Below are 19,058 nucleotides of genomic sequence, written 5' to 3' on the forward strand. Positions count from 1 at the left end.
ACTCCGTCATTCCCATTGGCCCTCCGAGGCCGTTGCCCTGTTAGGAACATGCGTTGCGGAAACCATCTTGGCCAGTGGTCATGTGCGACCACACACAAAGGCCGCACATATGGAAGCAAGCGATCCGATCAAAAATATCTGCAAAAAAGCTTGCAAGTGGGAGCCGTCCACATATGGGAATGGAAGCTCCTGCGCCAAGCCGACAACCCCACCGATCAGCAAGCCGCCTGACCTTCACGCATCGCCATGATAGAACTCGCCGTGCCCGCGCGCATGCGTCAATCAGGCGGTCTTCGTCGTACTTCGTCGTATGCGTACGCTTTACCTCGCCGTCAGGAATGCAGGCATACACTGGCGACGACCGGTTGCATGGACCGCCGCGATGGGCCAATTTGCCATCCAGTTCGCCGAGCGCTTTGCAGGCTCAGCGGACTGACCCCATGGGGTCAGTCCGCTGACCCCGCAAACCTCTCACAGAGGCGCTCTTACACAAAACTTCTGACACTCCCCGCCCGCGTCGAACGCCCGAATCGCTTGATCCTGACGCTGCTTCTTCCACGCATAAATCTGGTTCACATGCACCTGGTAGCGCTGCGCCAGATCCGTCACCGTTGATTGTTCTCGCAGCGCCTCCAAGGCGATCTTTGCCTTCAGCGCTGCATCGATTTTCCGTCTCGTCTTCTTCATGGTCCGCTCCGTTTATCAAAACGGAACGGCATCCGCACCACCTAAGCCGCCGGTCCAAAATCCAGGGTCCACTTCAGACCACCGCCATCAACCAGCTCTGGCAGACCGACTTTACCTACCTCAAGATCACCGGCTGGGGCTGGTACTACCTGTCGACCATGCTCGACGACTTCTCGCGCTACATCGTGGCCTGGAGGCTCGGTCCCACGATGTGCGCCTCCGACGTCACGGCCACGCTCGACCAGGCACTCGCGGCCTCCGGCCTTGACCATATCACCGTCGCGCACCGGCCGCCGCTTCTCAGCGACAATGGTTCGAGTTACGTCGCGGACGATCTGGCTAGGTGGCTCACCCATAAGGGCATGCAGCATCTGCGCGGTGCTCCGTATCATCCCCAGACCCAGGGAAAGATCGAGCGCTGGCATCGGACGCTGAAGAACCGCATACTGCTCGACAATTACTACCTGCCTGGCGATCTCGAACGGCAGGTACGCGCCTTCGTCGAACACTACAATCATGTCCGCTATCATGAGAGCATCGACAACCTCACACCTGCCGATGTCTACTTCGGCAGGGCGGAAGCGATCCTTGCAGAACGCAAACGCATTAAGCTTGCCACCATCGCAAACCGCCGCTTGCAGCATCAGCTGCAGGCGGCTTAAACTCGAACCCCTGATGAGCCAGAGCCTCCCTTCTCGAAAAGCTTGATCTGTCTCAAATTATCTGACGACGGACAGTCCTCGATGCTCATACGGGACGGTCCGTCCCAGTCTCCTGTATCGGTACTCTCGCCTTGCGGTTTGCCCCGCTTGAGCTTCTCCCTTCGCATCAGAAGCCTGGTTCCTGCAGTTCCGCGTGAATGCCTGTGTCCGACTCACGCCCTCTCTACGCCGGTCGCCGCCCGCCCTGTCATCAGGCACCCAGCGGACTTGTCCCAGGATGACGAAACACTCCTGGTTTCGACGACACTTACGTTCATAACGACGCGTCTTCGGAAGGTTCACTTTCGTTCGTCTTTCGGACACCCACCTGCTCGGATCTCGTCCGAACTTTTCGTCCGACGCTCACCACCACGGCTCTTTACCGCAGCAGCTCGGACTGGTTTGAGACCCGCTCCTGAAAGCCGATCCCGGAGGGCTATCCCCATCATTCACGCAGCTTTACGTAACGGTGTCAGTTCATGGTGAACTCCTTTCGTTACTCTGCAGCACACTCTGGTCGAGGAAAATCAGCCGGCCGCCGAGGCTCTTCTGCGCCCGCCGCCACGCTTCCCGGCGCTCAGCGACGTCGGGACGATCCTGTTCGCTGGCGCGCACGGTTTTCTTGAAGCTGATCCCCTCGGCGGCGAAGAAGCGCGACAGCATCGACTTGTCGGCCTCGACGCCGTGCGTGCGAAGCAAGCGCTCGACGATCGCATCGAGCGTCAGATCGTTCTCCTTGCTCCGCAGCTCCAGGAGCCAGTCCCGATGCGGCTTCAGTACAGAACGCCGATCCCCGCCGGTCAGCAAAGGCGCCGTGCGGCGCGTCTCCTCGAACGTGTTCACCCACCGGATCGTGCTCGCGATCCCGACCCGGAAAATCCGCGCCGCCTCATTCCGCGAAAGACCGTCCTCAATCACAGCCTTGATCACCCGAATGCGAAGAGTCTCTTCATGCGCCATCCTCGCCGGCCTCCTTCCGGCCATAAGGATGAATCACGCTTCGCTCCCTTTGGGAATCCCGGGCGATTCAATTCGATCCCAATTCGGTCTAAGCTTTTTATCTGAGCCGGATCGCGCGGTTCGGCCGTTTTGCTGCAGCACATTGCGGTTCACGGCCGATCGGCGAAGCTATCGTCGATAGCTATCTATGCACATTCACCACGGCCTCACCGCGGATTGCGGCAGTGTCTGCGTTCCAATACGCGCGACGGTTGGCGCCCGAACGATTCATTGCTTCGACGCCAATTGGTCGTCGATGATCCGGACGCTCCGCTTTTGCGCTCGCCGCCGATCTGCGTGGACGCTACGGCTACTATGGCAGACCGCACAACTATCCAGCGCTTAACGGCTTCTACCGGGAAGTGCGTCGGACATGGCTGCGCTGTCTGAGACGGCGCAGTCAGAAAAAGTCGGCGCATGGGTTGGTCGGAGTTCGAAACCCAGACGGCTCGCTTCCGTCTGCCCGTTCAACGCATCAATTGCTTGGGCGCGGGCGCGGATATGATGCGGTTTACTCTCGGGAAGACCGGGTGCGGGAAAGCCGCAGGCCCACTGTGAGGGCGAAAGCCGAATGGCTGAGCTACTCGACCACGATCCCTTTGCACCGCGGCCCTTTCCGTCAGCTTCCCGACAGCCAACGCTCTTAGCATCAGACGTGGATATCTGGACTGCTGACTAACGCAAAGCCTTCGAAACCGCTCTTTGCGGGGGTGCATGACCGATTTTCACGGCACTTGAAGAAGCACTTAAGCAGGTGCCTAACCTGTTTCCGTCGCTTCGAGCCGGCTTTGCGTCCCGCTAGAGAGAGTGCCCGGTGCGCGAGGTTGGCATGGATGCAACGGCGTCGCTGTTTGATGGCTTCTTTCTGGTTGTCGACATCAACGAGCGGCGTCTCGATTGGAGCGTCTACGGCTCGCGGCAGACGGGCTTGGGTGCGGAAGTTACGAAGAATATCTCGTCGCAGGAGAGCAGCGTGGAACCCAACTACTACGATCCATTCAGCACGGAAACTTGGATGCAGCAATACGCTGCCATGCAAGATCAGCAGCGGGTGATGCAACAATCGGGCAATATGCCGGTAGCTGCAGGGGACTTTGAGCAGCAGCTGGAGCGCTTGCAGCTCAATTCGCCTGATACAAGCTCCGCAGAGTCAGGTTCACCAGATGCTCGCCCTGCAGCGGCGCAAAGAAACCAGCGTCATCATGTCGGCGGCTCGATGCGTGGGCCATCGCAGTCCAGCGCGTGGGATGACCGGTTCGGCGGAGCGCGCCATAGCGTAGACATGCCTCACGCCTACCTTAGTGGTACGGCTGTGGGCACATTTCAGTCTGACTTAGGTGACCGGCTGTTCAGCAGCACACGCTACACGGCCCCATCGCAACCGCAGCCTGTCGCGCCAACAGGGGAAAAAAAGAGCCGTGGACTGTGGTCGCGTGTTAAGTCTGGTATTGGCAAAGCCTTCGAGGGGAATCGACGCAAAATGCCGTTCGGTGGCCCGGAGCCGGACGTCGTCTATTCAGAACTTCGCATCGATTACTTCAAGCGCGGCCGCCCGTCCGATGCGGACGGAAGTCTCATTGAAGAATTCAAGCTGGCATTGGGCCGGGAGAACAGCTGCCGCACGACCATTCAGAACCACGTCGCCGTGCTCAAACTTTTCAGCGAGTTCCTTCAATCCAAAGGGGTGACGCTGGGGGATGTGCTTGGTGACGGTGATCTGATGCAAGCGTTTAGGGAAGGATTTCTCAAAGTAGCGAGCAGCAATAGCAGGCAACGTTTGGGTGCAGCATTGGGTGCGCTCCAGCGATTCCGCGCCGGAACCCTCGCATCCGCCCCGGGGAGTCAGCCAATGCATCCCCAAGACGGTCGCCTTATCGAGCAGTTCGCGGCCGCACTCCGGGCGTACGAAGTTGATCCCGACGGTACCATCGGCCGAGGGACCGGAAGGGTTCCGGATGGAACCATTAGGAAAAATTTGGCGGCTCTTAAGGGGTTTGCTCGTTGGCTCCGGGTAGAGAACAGGGAGCCCATGTCAACCCGGGCTTTTAACGAGTCCGCGTCACTAGCTGCCGAAATCGAGGAGTACATTGCAGGCGATGGAGAGAGGCGTGCCCGTCTCAGGTCGGCACTGTCTCATCTCCGGAGGCTCGGGCCTCAGGGCCTCCAAACGGTCGGTCCCGGGCCCCGCTTGATGGGGCGCCAATTAACGAATCCTTATCCCGACGACGCCCTCATGATCGATGGCCTGGCCAAGGATGCCCTGCGCAAACTTGGACCCGGCGCCACGCGCGAACAGAAACATCAGATCTCCCGCATATCGTCCTCGCAACGTGGGTTTAGTGACTGGCTCCAAAGAGAGCGTAGGGGGAGCATAGCGAGCCGGCTCAACGGTACTCCTCAGCAGGAACGGTCGTTGAAAGCAGATCACAAGGACTTCGCCGAAGTCACGGGGCTGAGAAGCGGCGGAATGAATGATCTTCGGAAATACCTCATGGTCGTCGAGGTAAATAGGGCGCTCGGATTGCCTGCCGGCGTGCGTTCACCCGCCGGGGAGGACGCTCGGCGGTCCCACTCGATCCCGGAATTTTCCGCTCCACAAGACACCCCGAGCGCAGGGGCCTGGGACTGGCTCGGCGACCAGCTGCAGGAACCCGCCTCGCAACGCAGGGCGTTTGACGAGCTTTCCTCAGCAGGCTCAGCGAGCTCAAGTGCTTGGGATTTTCTCAGGGGGGAGCTGGAGCAACCTGCGTCGCCATCTGCTAGGGCTTCGTCGTCAGACATCTACCACGGCCTTGGCACTCTGGTCGATTTGCCCTCCACACCACACGAGCTGCGTGAGGATGCTCAATATGCGCCGGTGTTTCCGGGTCTGCCCCATGATGCTCAACTCGGGGCATTGGATCCGACATCCTCCCTCCACGCCCGCAACCCGCTCCTCCGCTCCCGCAATCGGTTGGACCTTGACCCCACGGATTGGCTGCGCGACGAGCATATCCAGGCTGACTATGAGCTCTTGGGTCAGGAATTGCAGAACACCAATCCAGATCTCGCCGCCCGGACGCGCTTCGTCGATCCCCTCGTAGCCCATTATCATTTGCGCTTGGGCACCGAGAGCGTTGCGCGCCCTGCATTCCAACACATCGTCCGAAATCGCAATGGTGACGATACAGCCGACTTCCTGTTCCTGCCAGTGAACGACGCCAGCGCTACGGATCCCAATCTCCGTGGCGGCCATTGGTCTCTGCTACTCGTTGATCGCCGCGCGCGGCAAAGCCCGGTTGCCTATCACTACGACTCGAGCGGGACCTTCCACAGCGCCCTTGCAGCACAGCTCGCAGAAAGGTTGGGCGCCAATCTGCTGCCAGTCAGCATGGCCCAGCAGCAGAACGGCTATGATTGTGGCGTGTTTGTGGTGGACGGCACGCGGGCTCTAGTTAGACGAATTGCACAAGGACAGCGGCAGCGGGCAACTGTGATACTGGACCTCAACGACCTCGTCGTTGACCGGCAGGCACTCCTGAATCGACTCAGGACTCATCCCCAGTGGCGCTGATGGACCTGGCTTGAGCGGCTCGTGCCGACACAGATTGTGAGGCCGCCGGGAACGAGATCCTCAGAGCGACGACGACCTCGCTTCCTCTTTGAGGGGCGACCGCTCCATCGGTCGAGATGCGTCCTGTTCCAACGCGTCGATCAGCTGGCGAGGAGCCGGTTGATCGCCGCGACAACGAGACCAGCCGCTGGCACGGCATTTGAGGCGAGCTGGTAACGGTACACATCCTGCCTGAGAGATTGTGGGCTTTCAGAGCTCTCCCCTTCGATCCGATGGCTTAGGTATCCGTCCGGGGAAGCTTACGATTACCCACATTTTGAGTCAGAGTTTCGCGCCCGTTGCGATATCGATGAGTCGCGATAATCCGCGCCACATGATCAGATTCCCTGGTGGCGGATCGTTGGCGCGGGCGAGATAGCCGCCGAGCCTGGCGATCTTGATGAGATAATGCGACAATGTCTTTCGTTGTGTGCTGACTGGCTTCTTGTCTTTGACGAGCCGATCAAGCAATTGGATCTCAGCTTTGGTCAGCACAAATTCCGGTGAGGCATTTGGCGCTGAACGATTGAGCATCGTCATCCAAAAAATGCGCCAGCTCACAATGCAGAATACCGAGATCAGATTCGTCAATCGCTGAGCAGTCCGCAGTTGCGAGTCCTCTGCCCTACATCCGGATTTGAGTATCTTGTGGAAGACCTCGATCTTCCATCGCAGGGAATACCATTCGAGTTTCTCGATCGCATCCCCGCGCGATTGCACCGGAAGATCGGTCAGGAGTTTCCATTCAATCTTCTTTCTGTTCTTTGGCGTTCCTCTTTCGTCAGCGTGGATCACTGTCAAAGTCAAAGCTGGATACCGCGACTGCTTGCCTATCGGCGGTAGAATACGGATTTTACGATACCGGATTTCAAGAACAGCCTGGTCTGGATTGCCCTTGCTATCCTGGACTTCGATCCGATGGAGACCTTTGACCACGACCTCGTCCATTATCGTTGCAACGGTATGGTCGCCATCGCCTGCCAGGCGATTGACACAGGTCCTTACCAAGAAATGCGTTCCAACCTCTTGGGCGGCGCAAAACAATTCATAAATATCGGCCTCACGATCACCGATATGGATGCACTGCGATGGCTCCTCGAAAAGCTCCGTGGATTGCTTGAGGTTCTCCAGCCACCGAATGCTCTCCTTGGTTTCAATAGGGATCCGTGTCAGGTTGACCTCGCGCCTGAGCGCAGCGACCCCTCTGAATTTCTTTCTGGTCCAGAACTTCACGGCGCTGAGCCCCAGTGGAATCCCCTCGAGGGTCACCGCAAGGCTCGAATGCATCAATATTCCGCATGTCGTGTATGTTTGGGGTTTTCCGTCCAATCTTCGAGAATTGCTTTTGGGGATACGCTTAATCATCCCGATCAGATCCGGGCGCTCTCTTTGATAGGTGAATTCGGTCGTATCATGCAGGACAAGAACAGGCCCTTTCGCGGCCGCGATACGTTCCCGCGTCGATTTAAAATGACCAGACAGGATGTCGGCCTCGCTTACCCGTTCATTGGAGAAAAAACGATAGGCCGCCTTGGTGTTCGTCCAGTCTTGGCAAACCATCGGAATGCTCTGTCCGATGTCTCCACCAATCTGCTTCAGCAGCATGCGAAATCTCTCGCCAAGTTGAGCGTCCTGGAATTCGCACAGCGCAGCTTCACGGTCAAACCAGGTCACCGCGTCAGACGCCAACCGATGCGCCTTCTCATCCCGGGCGCGTGAAGTCAGTCCCATAGAGCACCTCTTCTCGAATCAGGTGCCCATCAAAGAATCACAAGTGATTCTGGCGACTCAAGTTTTCCGACTCACTGCACCTCAAAAAATGTGGGTAATCGTAAGTTCGTCGTAGACGTACTGTTCGGATAGGCTCCAGGATATTCCACCTGCAACCGGGAGAGCAGTTCGCTGCCAGTCCGCCAGGGTTCGACTTCAAACCATTTTCGCAAATCTGGCGTTGCCCTGATGAGCGGGTCGGGACGTCGCCGGCTTCTCTTCGCTTTCACGATTGGCCGATCCGTCGGTCGCATAGCTCCGTCCTTCCAGGCGGTTCGTAGACTTGCCAGAAAGAGATCAATCGATTGCGATGCCGCAGCAGGATTGACGATTGGCTGGGTATCCGCAAGCGCCGCGAGGCGTTCCTGCGCGCCGCGGATATCGCGCAACAACGCGACCGGGTCGAGAGCGGCATAGATTTCTTGGAGATGGGCGCGAACCGCGTCGGGCGTTCGGGCGTCGGCGACTAAGCGCTGGTGTGGTGTTGCCGGCGCGCTGTATGTCTTGCGCACACGCGCCCCGTCGCGCTGCTTGACTATCAATTTGAACGAGGGTTGGAAGAAGTTCACGAACAGCCGCGCCGATCGATAGAGTTCAGCCAGCAGCTTGGCCGCTTCCAGGCCCTCGAACCGACGATAGCCAACCATCCTGCGCACGATGGCGCCGTTCTTCTGCTCGACGAACGCCTGGTCATTCTTTCGGTAGGGCCGGCAACGCGTGAAGACGATGTTGGCCGCCTCGCAGTAGGCTTTCAGCGTCTCGTTCATGAACACGGTATCATTGTCAGTATCGAGGCCGAGCAGCGCAAAAGGTAATTGTTTGCGCAATTCCGTCAGCACGGTGCTCAACAGCGTCTGTTCGCGCACGATCAGAGGAGCGCACTCCGTCCAGCCGGTAGCAATGTCGGTGAGCACGAGGGTCTGGATGAAGCTGCCGCGCGCAGATGGACCGCTATGCGCTACAAGGTCGGCCTCGACGAATCCCGGCGCCGGATCATTCCAATCTGCCGACGTCCGTATTGGAACACTGCGACGCAACGAGTGCGTCGCGTGCCGCCGGCGCTTGCGACCTAATTCTTCTCGGACCCGCACCAATGCGCGGTCGATCGTCGCCGCGCTCATCGCCAAGAGTTTGGCGCGGATCTCGGGGGCAAGGTCGAGGTGGCCGTGCAGTTCCATCGCCTCAATCAGCGCAGGCATCAACGCCTTCAGCCGCTTCCCGCAGATCCGGTCTGACGCCTCCCAAAGGAGCACGAGCGCGTTGTGTTCTGCCTCATTATAGACTCGACGTCGCGCCCGTCGGCCTGGGCGTGCGTCTTCCTGACCTCGAAGTAGTCGCATCGCATGCTTGCGATGGCATCCGGTGATGTCGACGAACTCGTCCAATATCCGCGCCTTCTTCGCGCGATCCGAACGCCGATAGCGCGCGCCTGCTGCCGCCGTCAGTTCCTTCCGCGTTGCCATGCTTAGCCACCCCATCTTCGCCCCCGCTCGTTCCCGATCCAAGGGAGCAATTTACGTGAGGCAACGGCTCAGCATCTGGTAACAATTAGGGCGAGGCAATGCGGGTCTCACCTTGATCGCCGCCGCCCACGGGAGACCCTCGCGGCTGCTGGATGAACAAGAGGCAGGTCAGTCAGCTTGCCGTCAGCTCGCCTACCTAAATTGCCCCTAAAAGAATGGACCTGAACACGCCTCGGCACAGGCGCTGCTCCGCTCTCGCTCCCAATCCAATCGAAAGGTCTGCCCAGGGATGGATTGCCGTTAGCGATTGCCAAGGAGGCCGCTCAGTTCAGCAGAGTCCTTTTGGCTGATTTCGATCAAAAGGGGTACTTAAAATTGGACCCATCCCACAATTGCATGCAGTGTTTGCCTCGATGTTTACAGCGACGCATCGGCGGGAAAATACGTCAGTGAACAGGTCTGAGATCTTCGAGGTTTTCGATCTGGCTCGGCTAGTCGGCCGTCACGTCCAACGGTCCATCGTCTGGCACAACGAGGTGATCTAGCGGTGTCAGCCTCTCAGCCCTCCCTTTATGAACTGTTCGGCGGGGGTCGTCAGGGCCGCATCTACGCACCGAATACTATAGCGAACACATTCTCGCCTGCATCGGGAAGCGACTTTGACGAACATTAGCGGACGTGGCCGGTCGGGCGCGTCGGGATCGGAAGCCGACGGCACTGAGGGCGCACACGGGGGTCGTGCTGAATTGGATTGCCTTCCCGGAGAAGGAAGCCAATCGTTCAGTTCCGTCCTGCAGCAGATCCGTTCTGACCCTCAACAGTCCGGTACGCCAACTCGGGAAGCAAACTCCTCGCGTTCTGGCGATGAACGTTGGCGGGCTGATCGAGCACCCGGAAGTTCGCAAACAGGTGCGCCCGGTCCCCCTGGGGAATCCCTACTGCCTGAAGCAGGGAGGCGTATCGAAGATAGCCTTCATGAGCGACCTAATAGATCTTATCGTGACGCGCTAGATCGAGGAGCAAGCTCCTCGCCTTCCCTCGGTGAATCCTGCCGTACCGATCAAGGACAAGGGAGCCCGCAAACGGACGCACCCGCACGACGTAGGCAATCCGTACCCGATCGCACGGTTGGACCAGGAACGCCGCGTAGCGGCGAAGTCGCCGCTGCGAGCGTCAAGGGGCAGCCTTGCAGATCTGATCGTGATGCGCCAAATCGGGGAATGACCTCGGCGCGTTCTGGCGGCGAACATCTGCGAGACGATAGAGGTAGCCAATCTGGATCTCTGAGTGGCGGACCAGGAACGCGGCGCATCGACAATGTAGCTTGCTACAGCGCGCACGGTGCAAGCGCGGAGCGACATAGACATGCAGAACTTGACAACGCAAGATTTCGTGAGGCGGTAGTAACTATCGATCGCGCTTGTCGGGCCCACGACCTCTATACGTTTTCAACCGCTGTGGTGCATTATACAAAACCGAGGCATCCCAAGCAGCTGAAGATGCCGCACTTGGCAACCTTCCTGCAAAGGGCTGCGACCCATTTCAAAGATGAATTCGTCCCACGCTGGGAGGACGATGTCCGCAGCGGAAAGTCATGGGGGTACGCTACGACATGCAATGCCGTAAGCCGGCCGGCCGAAGGTCGGCTAGGTAGGAAGGCCTCCGAGGCCATGGCAGAACAACTGTCGCGGCTTGATGACCGTCTGATGAAGGAAGTCGAGCCGAAAGCGCTTTCGCTTTTCGCTTTGTCATTCGGCCGTCACCCAGACTCGACGACCTGCGGCCACGCCACAGTCGCGATCGCGAATGAAATTCTTGGCCCCGATCGACGTGCCGACCGGCTCTCAAACTATAATAATCAGGACCTGGCGAACCTGGTGAACGGCTTTAGCAAGTGGCCGGACAAGACGACTTGCGGCCAAGCCACAGTCGCGATCGCCAATGAAATCCTTGGCCCCGATCGGCGTGCCGACCGGCTCTCAAACTTTAATAACCAGGAGCTGGCGAACCTGGTGAACGGCTTCAGCAAGTGGCCGGACAAGACGACCTGTGGTCAAGCCACCGCTGCAATTGCCGGTGAGATTCTTCGCCGCCGCACCGATACTAATGACCGGTTCTCCGGTTTTACGCCGCAGGAGCTGGCGAACCTGGTGAACGGCTTCAGCAAGTTGCCGGACAATCCGACCTGCGGCCAAGCCACAGTCGCGATCGCCAATCAAATCCTTGGCCCCGATCGACGTGCCGACCGGCTCTCAAACTTTAATAACCAGGACCTGGCGAACTTGGTGAACGGCTTCAGCAAGTGGCCGGACAAGACGACCTGTGGCCAAGCCACAGTCGTGATCGCCAATCAAATCCTTGGCCCCGATCGACGTGCCGACCGGCTCTCAAACTTTAATAACCAGGAGCTAGCGAACCTGGTGAACGGCTTCAGCAAATGGCCGGACAAGACGAACTGTGGTGAAGCCACCGCCGCAATTGCGGGTGAGATCCTTCATCGTGCCAGCCAGCTCTTCCACTTTATTCCACAGCACCTGACGAATCTGGTGAACGGCTTCAGCAAGTGGCCGGATGATCCGACCTGTGGCCAAGCCACGCTCGCGATCGCCAATGAGATCCTTCGTTCCGACCGGATCTCAGACTTTAATAACCAACGCCTGGCACAACTGGTGAACGCTTTCAGCAAGTGGCCGGACGATCCGACTTGTTGCCAAGCCACGGTCGCAATCGCCGGTAAGATCGGCGACAACGACCGGCTCTCTGGCTTTAATGAGCTGCAGCTGGCGAACCTAGTGAATGCTTTCAGCAAGTGGCCGGAGGAGCCGGCGTGTGGTCAAGCCACGATCGCGATAGCCCGTAAGATCGGCGACAACGACCGGCTCTCTGGTTTTAATGAGCTGGAGCTGGCGAACCTGGTGAATGCTTTCAGCAAGTGGCCGGGAGAGACGAACTGTGGTCAAGCCACCGCCATAATTGCCGGGGAGATCTTTCACCGTGCCAGCCAGCTCTCCCGCTTTAGTCCGCAGCAGCTGGCGAACCTTGTGAATGGCTTCAGCAAGTGGTCGGACGAGGCGGCGTGCCATCAAGCGATCATAGATGTTGCGCGCGAACTCGGTTCAGGAGGACGGCGCTTCGGTGAATTCACAACGCCTCAGTTCGGCATGATTGCCAATGCTCTAGGGCGAGGCTTCATGAAGGCGGAGGAAAGTGGAGAAATTGCGGATGCCACTCTGCTGAAGGATCGGTTGCACCGGCTGGCCCATTACCTACACTATGCAAATGATCGGCTCAAGCAAGCCGATGTTCTAAATATCGCTGCCATTTTCAAGGCACTGGGTAAGGCCCGACTGTTCGACGATCTTGGTTTGCTCGCACCACCAGGCTTAGCTCGACTCGAGGAGTTGCTTCGTCATCCAGAGTTTGCCACCGGAAACAATCTCGAAACCCTCGGCCACCTCTGCGCCGCTCTGCTGCCGCTGGCCCGCAGTCCACAGAAGCCGCTGCGCTGGCACCGCAGGCAAGCCCTGAACTTGCTGAACGACCTCCAACCAGCCGTGGAGCAAAAGATCGAGGCGCATCTCAAAGCAAGCAAGACTGGGCGAACTCGCGGGCCATTCGCGAGCCGCTGCCCGGCCTTGTCAGTCTATCAAGTCCTGAAAGTCCGTGCGGCCCTGGAGAATTTATACCGACGACCGTACATCGAGGGCAAGAAATCCGATTTGCGCTTGAGACAGCAAGAGCTGCAGTGCGGGACCAGGGATATCCTGGCCAGCACGCTCACTCTCGTCGAAGGCGATCTTTCTAACATGAGCTGGAATCTGATCGCGCAGATCGAGGCGGACAGTCCGGTCGATGCGCTGGACTCGTTCATGGCGCAGGATGCGGCGAGGATCCAGGCCCAACACCCTGCATCCGACTTCGACGTCCATCAGGTGTTGCGAGACATGGATCATGAGCCGACAGCTCCGCAGGGTGTTGCGGGACTAATGCAGTTGCGGGTAGTGGACATGCAGGGGCGGCGCGTAGCCACGGAGCCCGAGACACGGTATTCGATTTTTCATCGCCTGACATCCGGGGCCGTGCCGGTGGTCGCGGTGCAACTACCGGGAAACCCAAGCGCCTTCATGTTGGCTCGGACGCTCACCGTCGACGGTGTGCCGTACCGCATGGACCTGTTCGGCGGAAGCAAGTTAAAAGCGCCGAAGCCGACCGTAGCGGAGATCGCCGCCCGCGCTCCCGGCAAGCAGACAACGACGTCCGGGGGCAAGCTATTGGCCATTCCGTATGCCGACACCGCACCCGGTACGGCGTTCGAGAAGCTCTCGCGCGTCTGGGCCCCCTTCAAAGAGGCCTATTATTACACCCAGCGCAGGGGGTTTGCGGCGCCGCCGGCGATCAAAGGTTTGGGTCCTCACGACTATGCACTGGAAGGCGCGTTCAAGCTGTTGCTGGTGCCGGACCGGCCTGCGGACGAAACGCATCCCTTTAAGTTGACCGGACCGAAAGGCCCGATCGCCTTGCGAGCGCATGACGGCTGCGGCTTTATCAAGGCTTCACTGGCCGAGCGGATGCCAGCAGTTCGCCGGGCCGGCCAACGGGGAGATGATCGGGTACCTGCCTTTGCTGAGGGAAGGCGATCATCGCTGCCTGCATCGGCGCTGCAACATTATCCGCGCAGTGAGCAGGTGGCGGAGGAGGCGCGTGGGAAGGCCAGAGCGCAGCTTGAGGGCAGAGAAGGACAAAGGCTGACGTCCGAAGCGCTGTTTCGCACCGTCACGGCCGGACATATCAATGGTCCCGGCGCCGTTGCCGTCCCGTCCGCTGATGGGGATCTCCATGTGCCGACGCTCAAGAGCGACACGTTGACGGGAACGGCGGGCGTGTTGATCGGTCGATCCCCCTATGACAAGCCCAATCTGCGCCCGTTCGAAGCCGCGCACGTCAAGTCGCCAGCTGATGGCGACCCGACTGCGGCGTTCCTCGATAGATGCATAGCTATGCAATACAGCTTCAATGTCGCCCAGAAGTCAGGGGCAGAGCTGGCGTCCGACGATCCAAGTTTTTTTGCCAAAGGCCTTCTGATCGTGGTGCCCGATGCGATGTGGCCAGCCAACTACGCTGACCGTGGACTAGTGATGTCTGCCGAGGACGTCAAGTGCCATTCGAGCTGGACCGAGCGAAAGGATCGCGCAAAAGTGGATACTTCGCTCGAATGCGTCGGCATCCTCCAGGCGACCGAGGTGTTCGCTCCGGGCTCGTTGGTCGCCGTCCCGCCCGCTGAACAGAAAAAGCTCGACGGCGACTTCGACGGGGATACGGCCATTGTCATCGCTGACCGGCCGCAGCTTTATGAGCATGTACGCGAGTTCGATCGAAAGGAGCAAGCTCGCGATGTTCGCTCGCTCAAGCAGCCAAAGTCGCATACCCCGGCGATCGAGGACGGCAGGTACCAATTCAGTCGAGCCCGCCAGATCCTCGCTGCCACGCAAAATGTTTTGGAGACTTATACGGGCCTGCAGCGCGGCTTTCTGGGGCAATCTCATCAAGCACGGCGCTGGTTTGCGGAGCGGGCCATCTTTGGCATCTACGAAGGCGTTCACCACGAACTCAGGCGAGATATCCGTGACCTGTTGAACCAAGAACGGGTGAGCGGCCAGGATATTCGAAACATGCTCGAGAGGGCGAGCGGAGAGATCGAGACCGCGGACCATCCGGTCGCCCGGGCAGTCGCCGCGTTGCTCGTTGCTGACCTTGAGGCATGGGCGGCGATGGCGGATCAGCGCGTCCTGCCCGACCAGGCTCCGACGCCGAGCGCAGCGCTTTCAAAGCTTTTCCCGGACCTGGCGGACGCCTATCAGGCACTTCCTCATCCACGAGAGCGCGTCCAGGCCTTGCTCGACCACTATCCTGCGCGCATCGATCCCCGACCGGACGGCTACGATCCGGCTGACGTCGTACAAAGCGCAACTAATCTCTTGAGCCTCGGCATCAAGGTTGGGACCGATGCTTATAAGTCCGACACTGGCACCCGCCTCTTTATGAAGAAGAGCAGTGAGCTTCAGCGGCTTTTGCACCAGACTCCGGGCCTGAAGTCCGTGCCTTACGTCAAGAGCACGGCGGCAACCCTTAACCAGGGGAGGTTCGATGTCGATGCGACCTTGGAGGATCTGAAGGACAATCCGACGCTGGCGGCTTCAATCATGGAAGCCTCGATCAAAGTCGCTGTGGAGAACCGCATTCTGCCCAAAGCCTCTGGGCGGCAGCCGACGGCCGAGGATTCCGCCATGAAGGTCACGTTGACCCGCGAGGAGGCCGCGGAGCGCGCCGAGATTGAGGCCTTCCGGGCCAAAGCCGAAGAGGACAAGATCACCAAGGTCGTATGCGGGATTGCCGAAGCCCTCAGGCGATCGGGTATCCAGATAAATATGCCCCATTTCGATCGCCGCTTGAGATCGAAAGTCTCGATGACACACCAGCTCATCGCAACGAGCGCAACCTCCGACGGCGACTTACAGCTCGTCAGCAACGCCGTGCGCCATGTCTTCGAAATCCCTGATAGGGAATTTACACGTGCCTTCAGGAAAGCCATGCTCGCTTTTGATGAGGACGCCTATACCGAGGTCAGCACAACCAACTGGTTTAGCATACGAAATCCGATCTTTGTCGGCATCAAGACTGTGCTCGCTACCCCCGGCGGCTACCGCTTCGAAGTGGAGTTCCATACTCCGGACAGCTACACGGCCAAAACTGTCAATCACGATACCTACAAGGAGCTGCAGAAGCTGCAGCAGGAACCGAGCGGGGAAAGCCAACCTAAGGCCGAAGAGCTCGCGCAGCACGCGCGAGAAGCCTGTAACAGGGTTGCAATCCCCGACGGCGTTATGGACATCCGCCACTGGACAATCGAAGTAGGGCGTACCGTCGTCGCAGCCTTCGGCTTGCGAGCTGTCGAACGGCCGAGAATAATCGAGAGATCACCGATCGCAAAAGAGGTTGTCACTGCCCTCGGCGCGCGGCCGATCGTGCTGGTCGGCCTTCCCGCGGCTGGCAAATCCACAATCGGCGCGTATCTCGCGCGACGACTGGGCCTACCCTTCATCGACACGGACAAAGAGATCACAGCGAAGGAGTGCATATCGATGTCGGAGATGTTCGCGGCCAAAGGCGAGCCTTGGTTCCGCGAGCGGGAGGCAAGCGAGATTGCGGAGTGGCTCGAGAAGGGGCCTATGGTACTTGCGACCGGCGGCGGCGCGTTCATGCATGACAAGTCCCGACGCCGCATTGGTGAGAAGGCGGTCTCGGTCTGGCTCAATACTGACGAGCGCGATATCATGAAGCGACTTAGGAGGGATACCAGTCGTCCGCTCCTGCAGGGCACCGATCCCGAGACCAAGATCGCGCAACTGATCAAGGAGCGCACGCCGTTCTACGAACTCGCGGATCTGAGGATCATCCCGCGCGAAAAGCGGGATAACAAGAATGCGGATGCCTGCATGACTGCACTGCACGATTACCTTTGCGCCGAGGAGGCCGCGGTGGGACACCCGTCAATTTCGTGGGAGCGGCACAATGAACCGCAGCTCAACGTACGGACTTTATGATCGTCGTGCTCGCGTTAGGCGAGGACAACATGCCTCGAGAGTGCCGCGCCGTAATCAGGATGAGAGCGCGTCTCACCTTGATTGGGTTCTTCCGCACATTTGGTGCAGGGTGCAGGATTCACGAACAGTGCGAATAAGGGCATAAGGTCGGAATCGCAGCCGACGTCCGTGATTCGCCTTGCTCCATGCCTTCCGCTCGCTGGTTTCCCCCGAACTTTCGATTGTCCAGATCCTTCCCCAGACGGACAGGGTGGTGCTCGTGGCTCGGCCGAAGTCAGCGGTCTCGCTCTGCCCCTGTTGCGGCGGCCAGACGGGTCGCGTCCACAGCCATTACGTGCGACGCTTAGCCGATCTGCCGTGGCAAGGTCGAGTGGTCGAAATCCGGCTTCAGGCGCGACGCTTTCGATGCGCGAATCCGCAATGCCCGCGTCAGATATTCACCGAGCGGCTACCGGCAACGGTGCGGCCGAAAGCAAGACGCACAACCCGCCTCGGCGAGAGCCTACTGGCAATGGGCTTTGCGGTCGGCGGAGAACCCGGCTCGCGCCTGTCGCGCAAACTGGCCATGCCGGTCAGCGGCGACACCTTGCTCCGGATGGTTCACTCGGCTCCCTTGCCGGATTTCGTGGCCCCGACCGTCGTCGGCATCGACGATTGGGCTTGGCGTCGTGGCCAGCGATATGGAACGATCATTTGCGATCTGGAGCGCAATTGCGTACTTGACCTGCTTCCCGATCGTAATGCCGACAGTGTTGCGTGCTGGCTGAAGCGCTGGCCGGAGATCAAGGTCGTCGCCGCGACCGTGCGGGCCTTTATGCTGATGGCGCGCGCTGCGGCGCACCCGACGCGGTGCAGGTGGCGGACCGCTGGCACCTGCTCAACAGTCTGGGTGAGGCCCTGCGCCACGCGGTCGGCCGCCATCGTCACAGCATAGCCGCCGCCGTGCAAATCATGGCGTCCGTGCAACGACCGAAGACTGGCAGTTCCACGCTCCCGCCCGGCCTTGCACAATTGCGGGCGGATCGAAAGGCTGCACGACGCGAACGCTGGAATGAAATCTGTCGCCTACGCGAGCAAGGTTGCCCGAAATCTGGGATCGCCCAACTGCTCGGCGTCGACAGGCGCACGGTTCAGCGCTGGCTGGCCGCTGGCGGAGAACCGGAGCATTCGCGTCCTCACAGACCTTCACATCTTCTCGCGCCCTTCTCGGCATGGCTCGAAGCGCGGTGGGCCTCCGGCTGCCAGGGGGGCCAGCAGCTTTGGCGCGAGCTTCAGCAACAGGGTTATACTGGAAGTCGGGTGACCGTCGCGCGATGGGCCGCTGACAGGCGTGCACATGCAGGCTCCGGAGGAGCAGCACAACCGCACCCAACCTGGAAAGCTCCCTCGCGTCGTCGCTGTGCTTGGTATTTGAGTCGGGATCTGGATCAGATCGGAACTCGCCACGACAGCAGAGCTAGCGAAGCGGTTTGTGTCTCTTCTCAGGGGCAGCGACATCGCCGAGCTCGATAAATGGATCGCACAAGCAGCCACCAGCGAGCTCAAGAGCCTCGCCAACGGCATCGCGCGCGACATCGACGCGGTCCGAGCGGCAATAACAACCCCCTGGACAACCAGTCCTGTCGAAGGCCAGATCAGCAGGATCAAAGCCATCAAACGACAAATGTATGGCCGGGCAAGCTATCCGCTATTGCGTCGACGCGTCCTTCTGGCTGCTTGAGTATGACCGGGCAACCTGTCCAACCCCAGCTACTCAAGCTGCACCAAATGTGCGGAAGAACCCAATCAGGATGAGAGCGCGCTTCCTAGCCAGATTGTCGCGCTATATGCAAAACCAATCCCAACAATCTGCTCCCCCGAGTGGCTCCCTACCGATGGTCGCACCATACGCCACGATGTAGAATGTCGAAGCGGAACGTTGGCGCCGAGAATCTCATACCGGTTGCGAATGCAATCGAGCGGCTGCACGAAGAGTTCAAGCGACGGATCAAGGCGCGGACCGTGTTGCTATCAGCGGACACCGCGGCAATGTTGTTCTGGGCTTTGCTCGCTCCGGCCAGATCAACATGCGCAGGGTCGACGGCTGGAAAACGCTCGCCACAAAGCCCATTGATCAGCCAATTGACCTCGCCGCGTAATCAGATAGCTTCACGACGTCGGAGATTACGCCACTCCGGATTCCAGCCGCATCCCAGACAGCACTGAGCGCCAGTCCGCCGCGGCCGTGGAGCGAGGCTGTCGGGTG

8 protein-coding genes and 2 pseudogenes are annotated in these 19,058 nt (G+C 59.4%); 6 read left to right on the forward strand and 4 right to left on the reverse strand.

The features are described 5' to 3' along the window. Positions 1 to 471: 471 nt before the first annotated feature. Positions 472 to 687 carry a transposase gene (locus tag AAFG07_RS30845; protein WP_342723515.1) on the reverse strand — a complete coding sequence of 72 codons (216 nt, stop codon included), beginning with the start codon at positions 685 to 687 and terminating at the stop codon, positions 472 to 474. 74 nt (positions 688 to 761) lie between these two features. Here AAFG07_RS30845 and AAFG07_RS30850 point away from each other — a divergent pair. Beyond that, a pseudogene (locus tag AAFG07_RS30850) lies at positions 762 to 1,349 on the forward strand (DDE-type integrase/transposase/recombinase); the annotation flags it as partial. 516 nt (positions 1,350 to 1,865) lie between these two features. Here AAFG07_RS30850 and AAFG07_RS30855 read toward each other — a convergent pair. Beyond that, positions 1,866 to 2,348 carry an IS630 transposase-related protein gene (locus tag AAFG07_RS30855; protein WP_342723516.1) on the reverse strand — a complete coding sequence of 161 codons (483 nt, stop codon included), beginning with the start codon at positions 2,346 to 2,348 and terminating at the stop codon, positions 1,866 to 1,868. Positions 2,349 to 3,216: 868 nt separating this feature from the next. Between AAFG07_RS30855 and AAFG07_RS30860 the strand changes: the two genes are divergently transcribed. Further along, positions 3,217 to 5,940 carry a Ulp1 family isopeptidase gene (locus AAFG07_RS30860; protein WP_342723517.1) on the forward strand — a complete coding sequence of 908 codons (2,724 nt, stop codon included), beginning with the start codon at positions 3,217 to 3,219 and terminating at the stop codon, positions 5,938 to 5,940. A 321-nt stretch (positions 5,941 to 6,261) separates the two neighbouring features. Here the strand turns inward: AAFG07_RS30860 and AAFG07_RS30865 are convergent, their stop codons facing one another. Further along, on the reverse strand, positions 6,262 to 7,710 hold the full coding sequence (locus AAFG07_RS30865) for an IS4 family transposase (RefSeq protein ID WP_342723518.1): 1,449 nt from the start codon (positions 7,708 to 7,710) through the stop codon (positions 6,262 to 6,264). A gap of 71 nt (positions 7,711 to 7,781) precedes the next feature. After that, positions 7,782 to 9,227, reverse strand: coding sequence for an ISNCY family transposase (locus AAFG07_RS30870; protein ID WP_342723519.1), 1,446 nt, complete (start codon positions 9,225 to 9,227; stop codon positions 7,782 to 7,784). Between the two features lie 1,655 nt (positions 9,228 to 10,882). On the opposite strand from AAFG07_RS30870, the gene AAFG07_RS30875 reads away from it, so the two are divergent. The 4 genes and pseudogenes from AAFG07_RS30875 to AAFG07_RS30890 all read left to right on the forward strand — a co-directional run. Beyond that, a complete protein-coding gene (locus AAFG07_RS30875; protein WP_342723520.1) occupies positions 10,883 to 16,813 on the forward strand; it encodes a shikimate kinase in 5,931 nt (1,976 codons plus the stop codon). 178 nt (positions 16,814 to 16,991) lie between these two features. Continuing rightward, complete coding sequence (locus tag AAFG07_RS30880; protein ID WP_342723521.1) at positions 16,992 to 17,747, forward strand: ISL3 family transposase; 756 nt, start codon at positions 16,992 to 16,994, stop codon at positions 17,745 to 17,747. A 537-nt stretch (positions 17,748 to 18,284) separates the two neighbouring features. Next, on the forward strand, positions 18,285 to 18,533 hold the full coding sequence (locus AAFG07_RS30885) for a transposase (protein ID WP_342723522.1): 249 nt from the start codon (positions 18,285 to 18,287) through the stop codon (positions 18,531 to 18,533). A gap of 227 nt (positions 18,534 to 18,760) precedes the next feature. Further along, positions 18,761 to 18,951, forward strand: a pseudogene (locus AAFG07_RS30890) (IS256 family transposase); the annotation flags it as partial. Between the last annotated feature and the right edge of the window lie 107 nt (positions 18,952 to 19,058).

The sequence above is a fragment of the Bradyrhizobium sp. B097 genome (assembly GCF_038957035.1).
Lineage (GTDB): Bacteria > Pseudomonadota > Alphaproteobacteria > Rhizobiales > Xanthobacteraceae > Bradyrhizobium.

Bases quoted from the DNA above. Each gene is read 5' to 3' on its own strand.
- AAFG07_RS30845 (WP_342723515.1), bottom strand. From the start codon at position 687: ATGAAGAAGACGAGACGGAAAATCGATGCAGCGCTGAAGGCAAAGATC.
- AAFG07_RS30855 (WP_342723516.1), bottom strand. From the start codon at position 2,348: ATGGCGCATGAAGAGACTCTTCGCATTCGGGTGATCAAGGCTGTGATT.
- AAFG07_RS30860 (WP_342723517.1), top strand. From the start codon at position 3,217: ATGGATGCAACGGCGTCGCTGTTTGATGGCTTCTTTCTGGTTGTCGAC.
- AAFG07_RS30865 (WP_342723518.1), bottom strand. From the start codon at position 7,710: ATGGGACTGACTTCACGCGCCCGGGATGAGAAGGCGCATCGGTTGGCG.
- AAFG07_RS30870 (WP_342723519.1), bottom strand. From the start codon at position 9,227: ATGGGGTGGCTAAGCATGGCAACGCGGAAGGAACTGACGGCGGCAGCA.
- AAFG07_RS30875 (WP_342723520.1), top strand. From the start codon at position 10,883: ATGGCAGAACAACTGTCGCGGCTTGATGACCGTCTGATGAAGGAAGTC.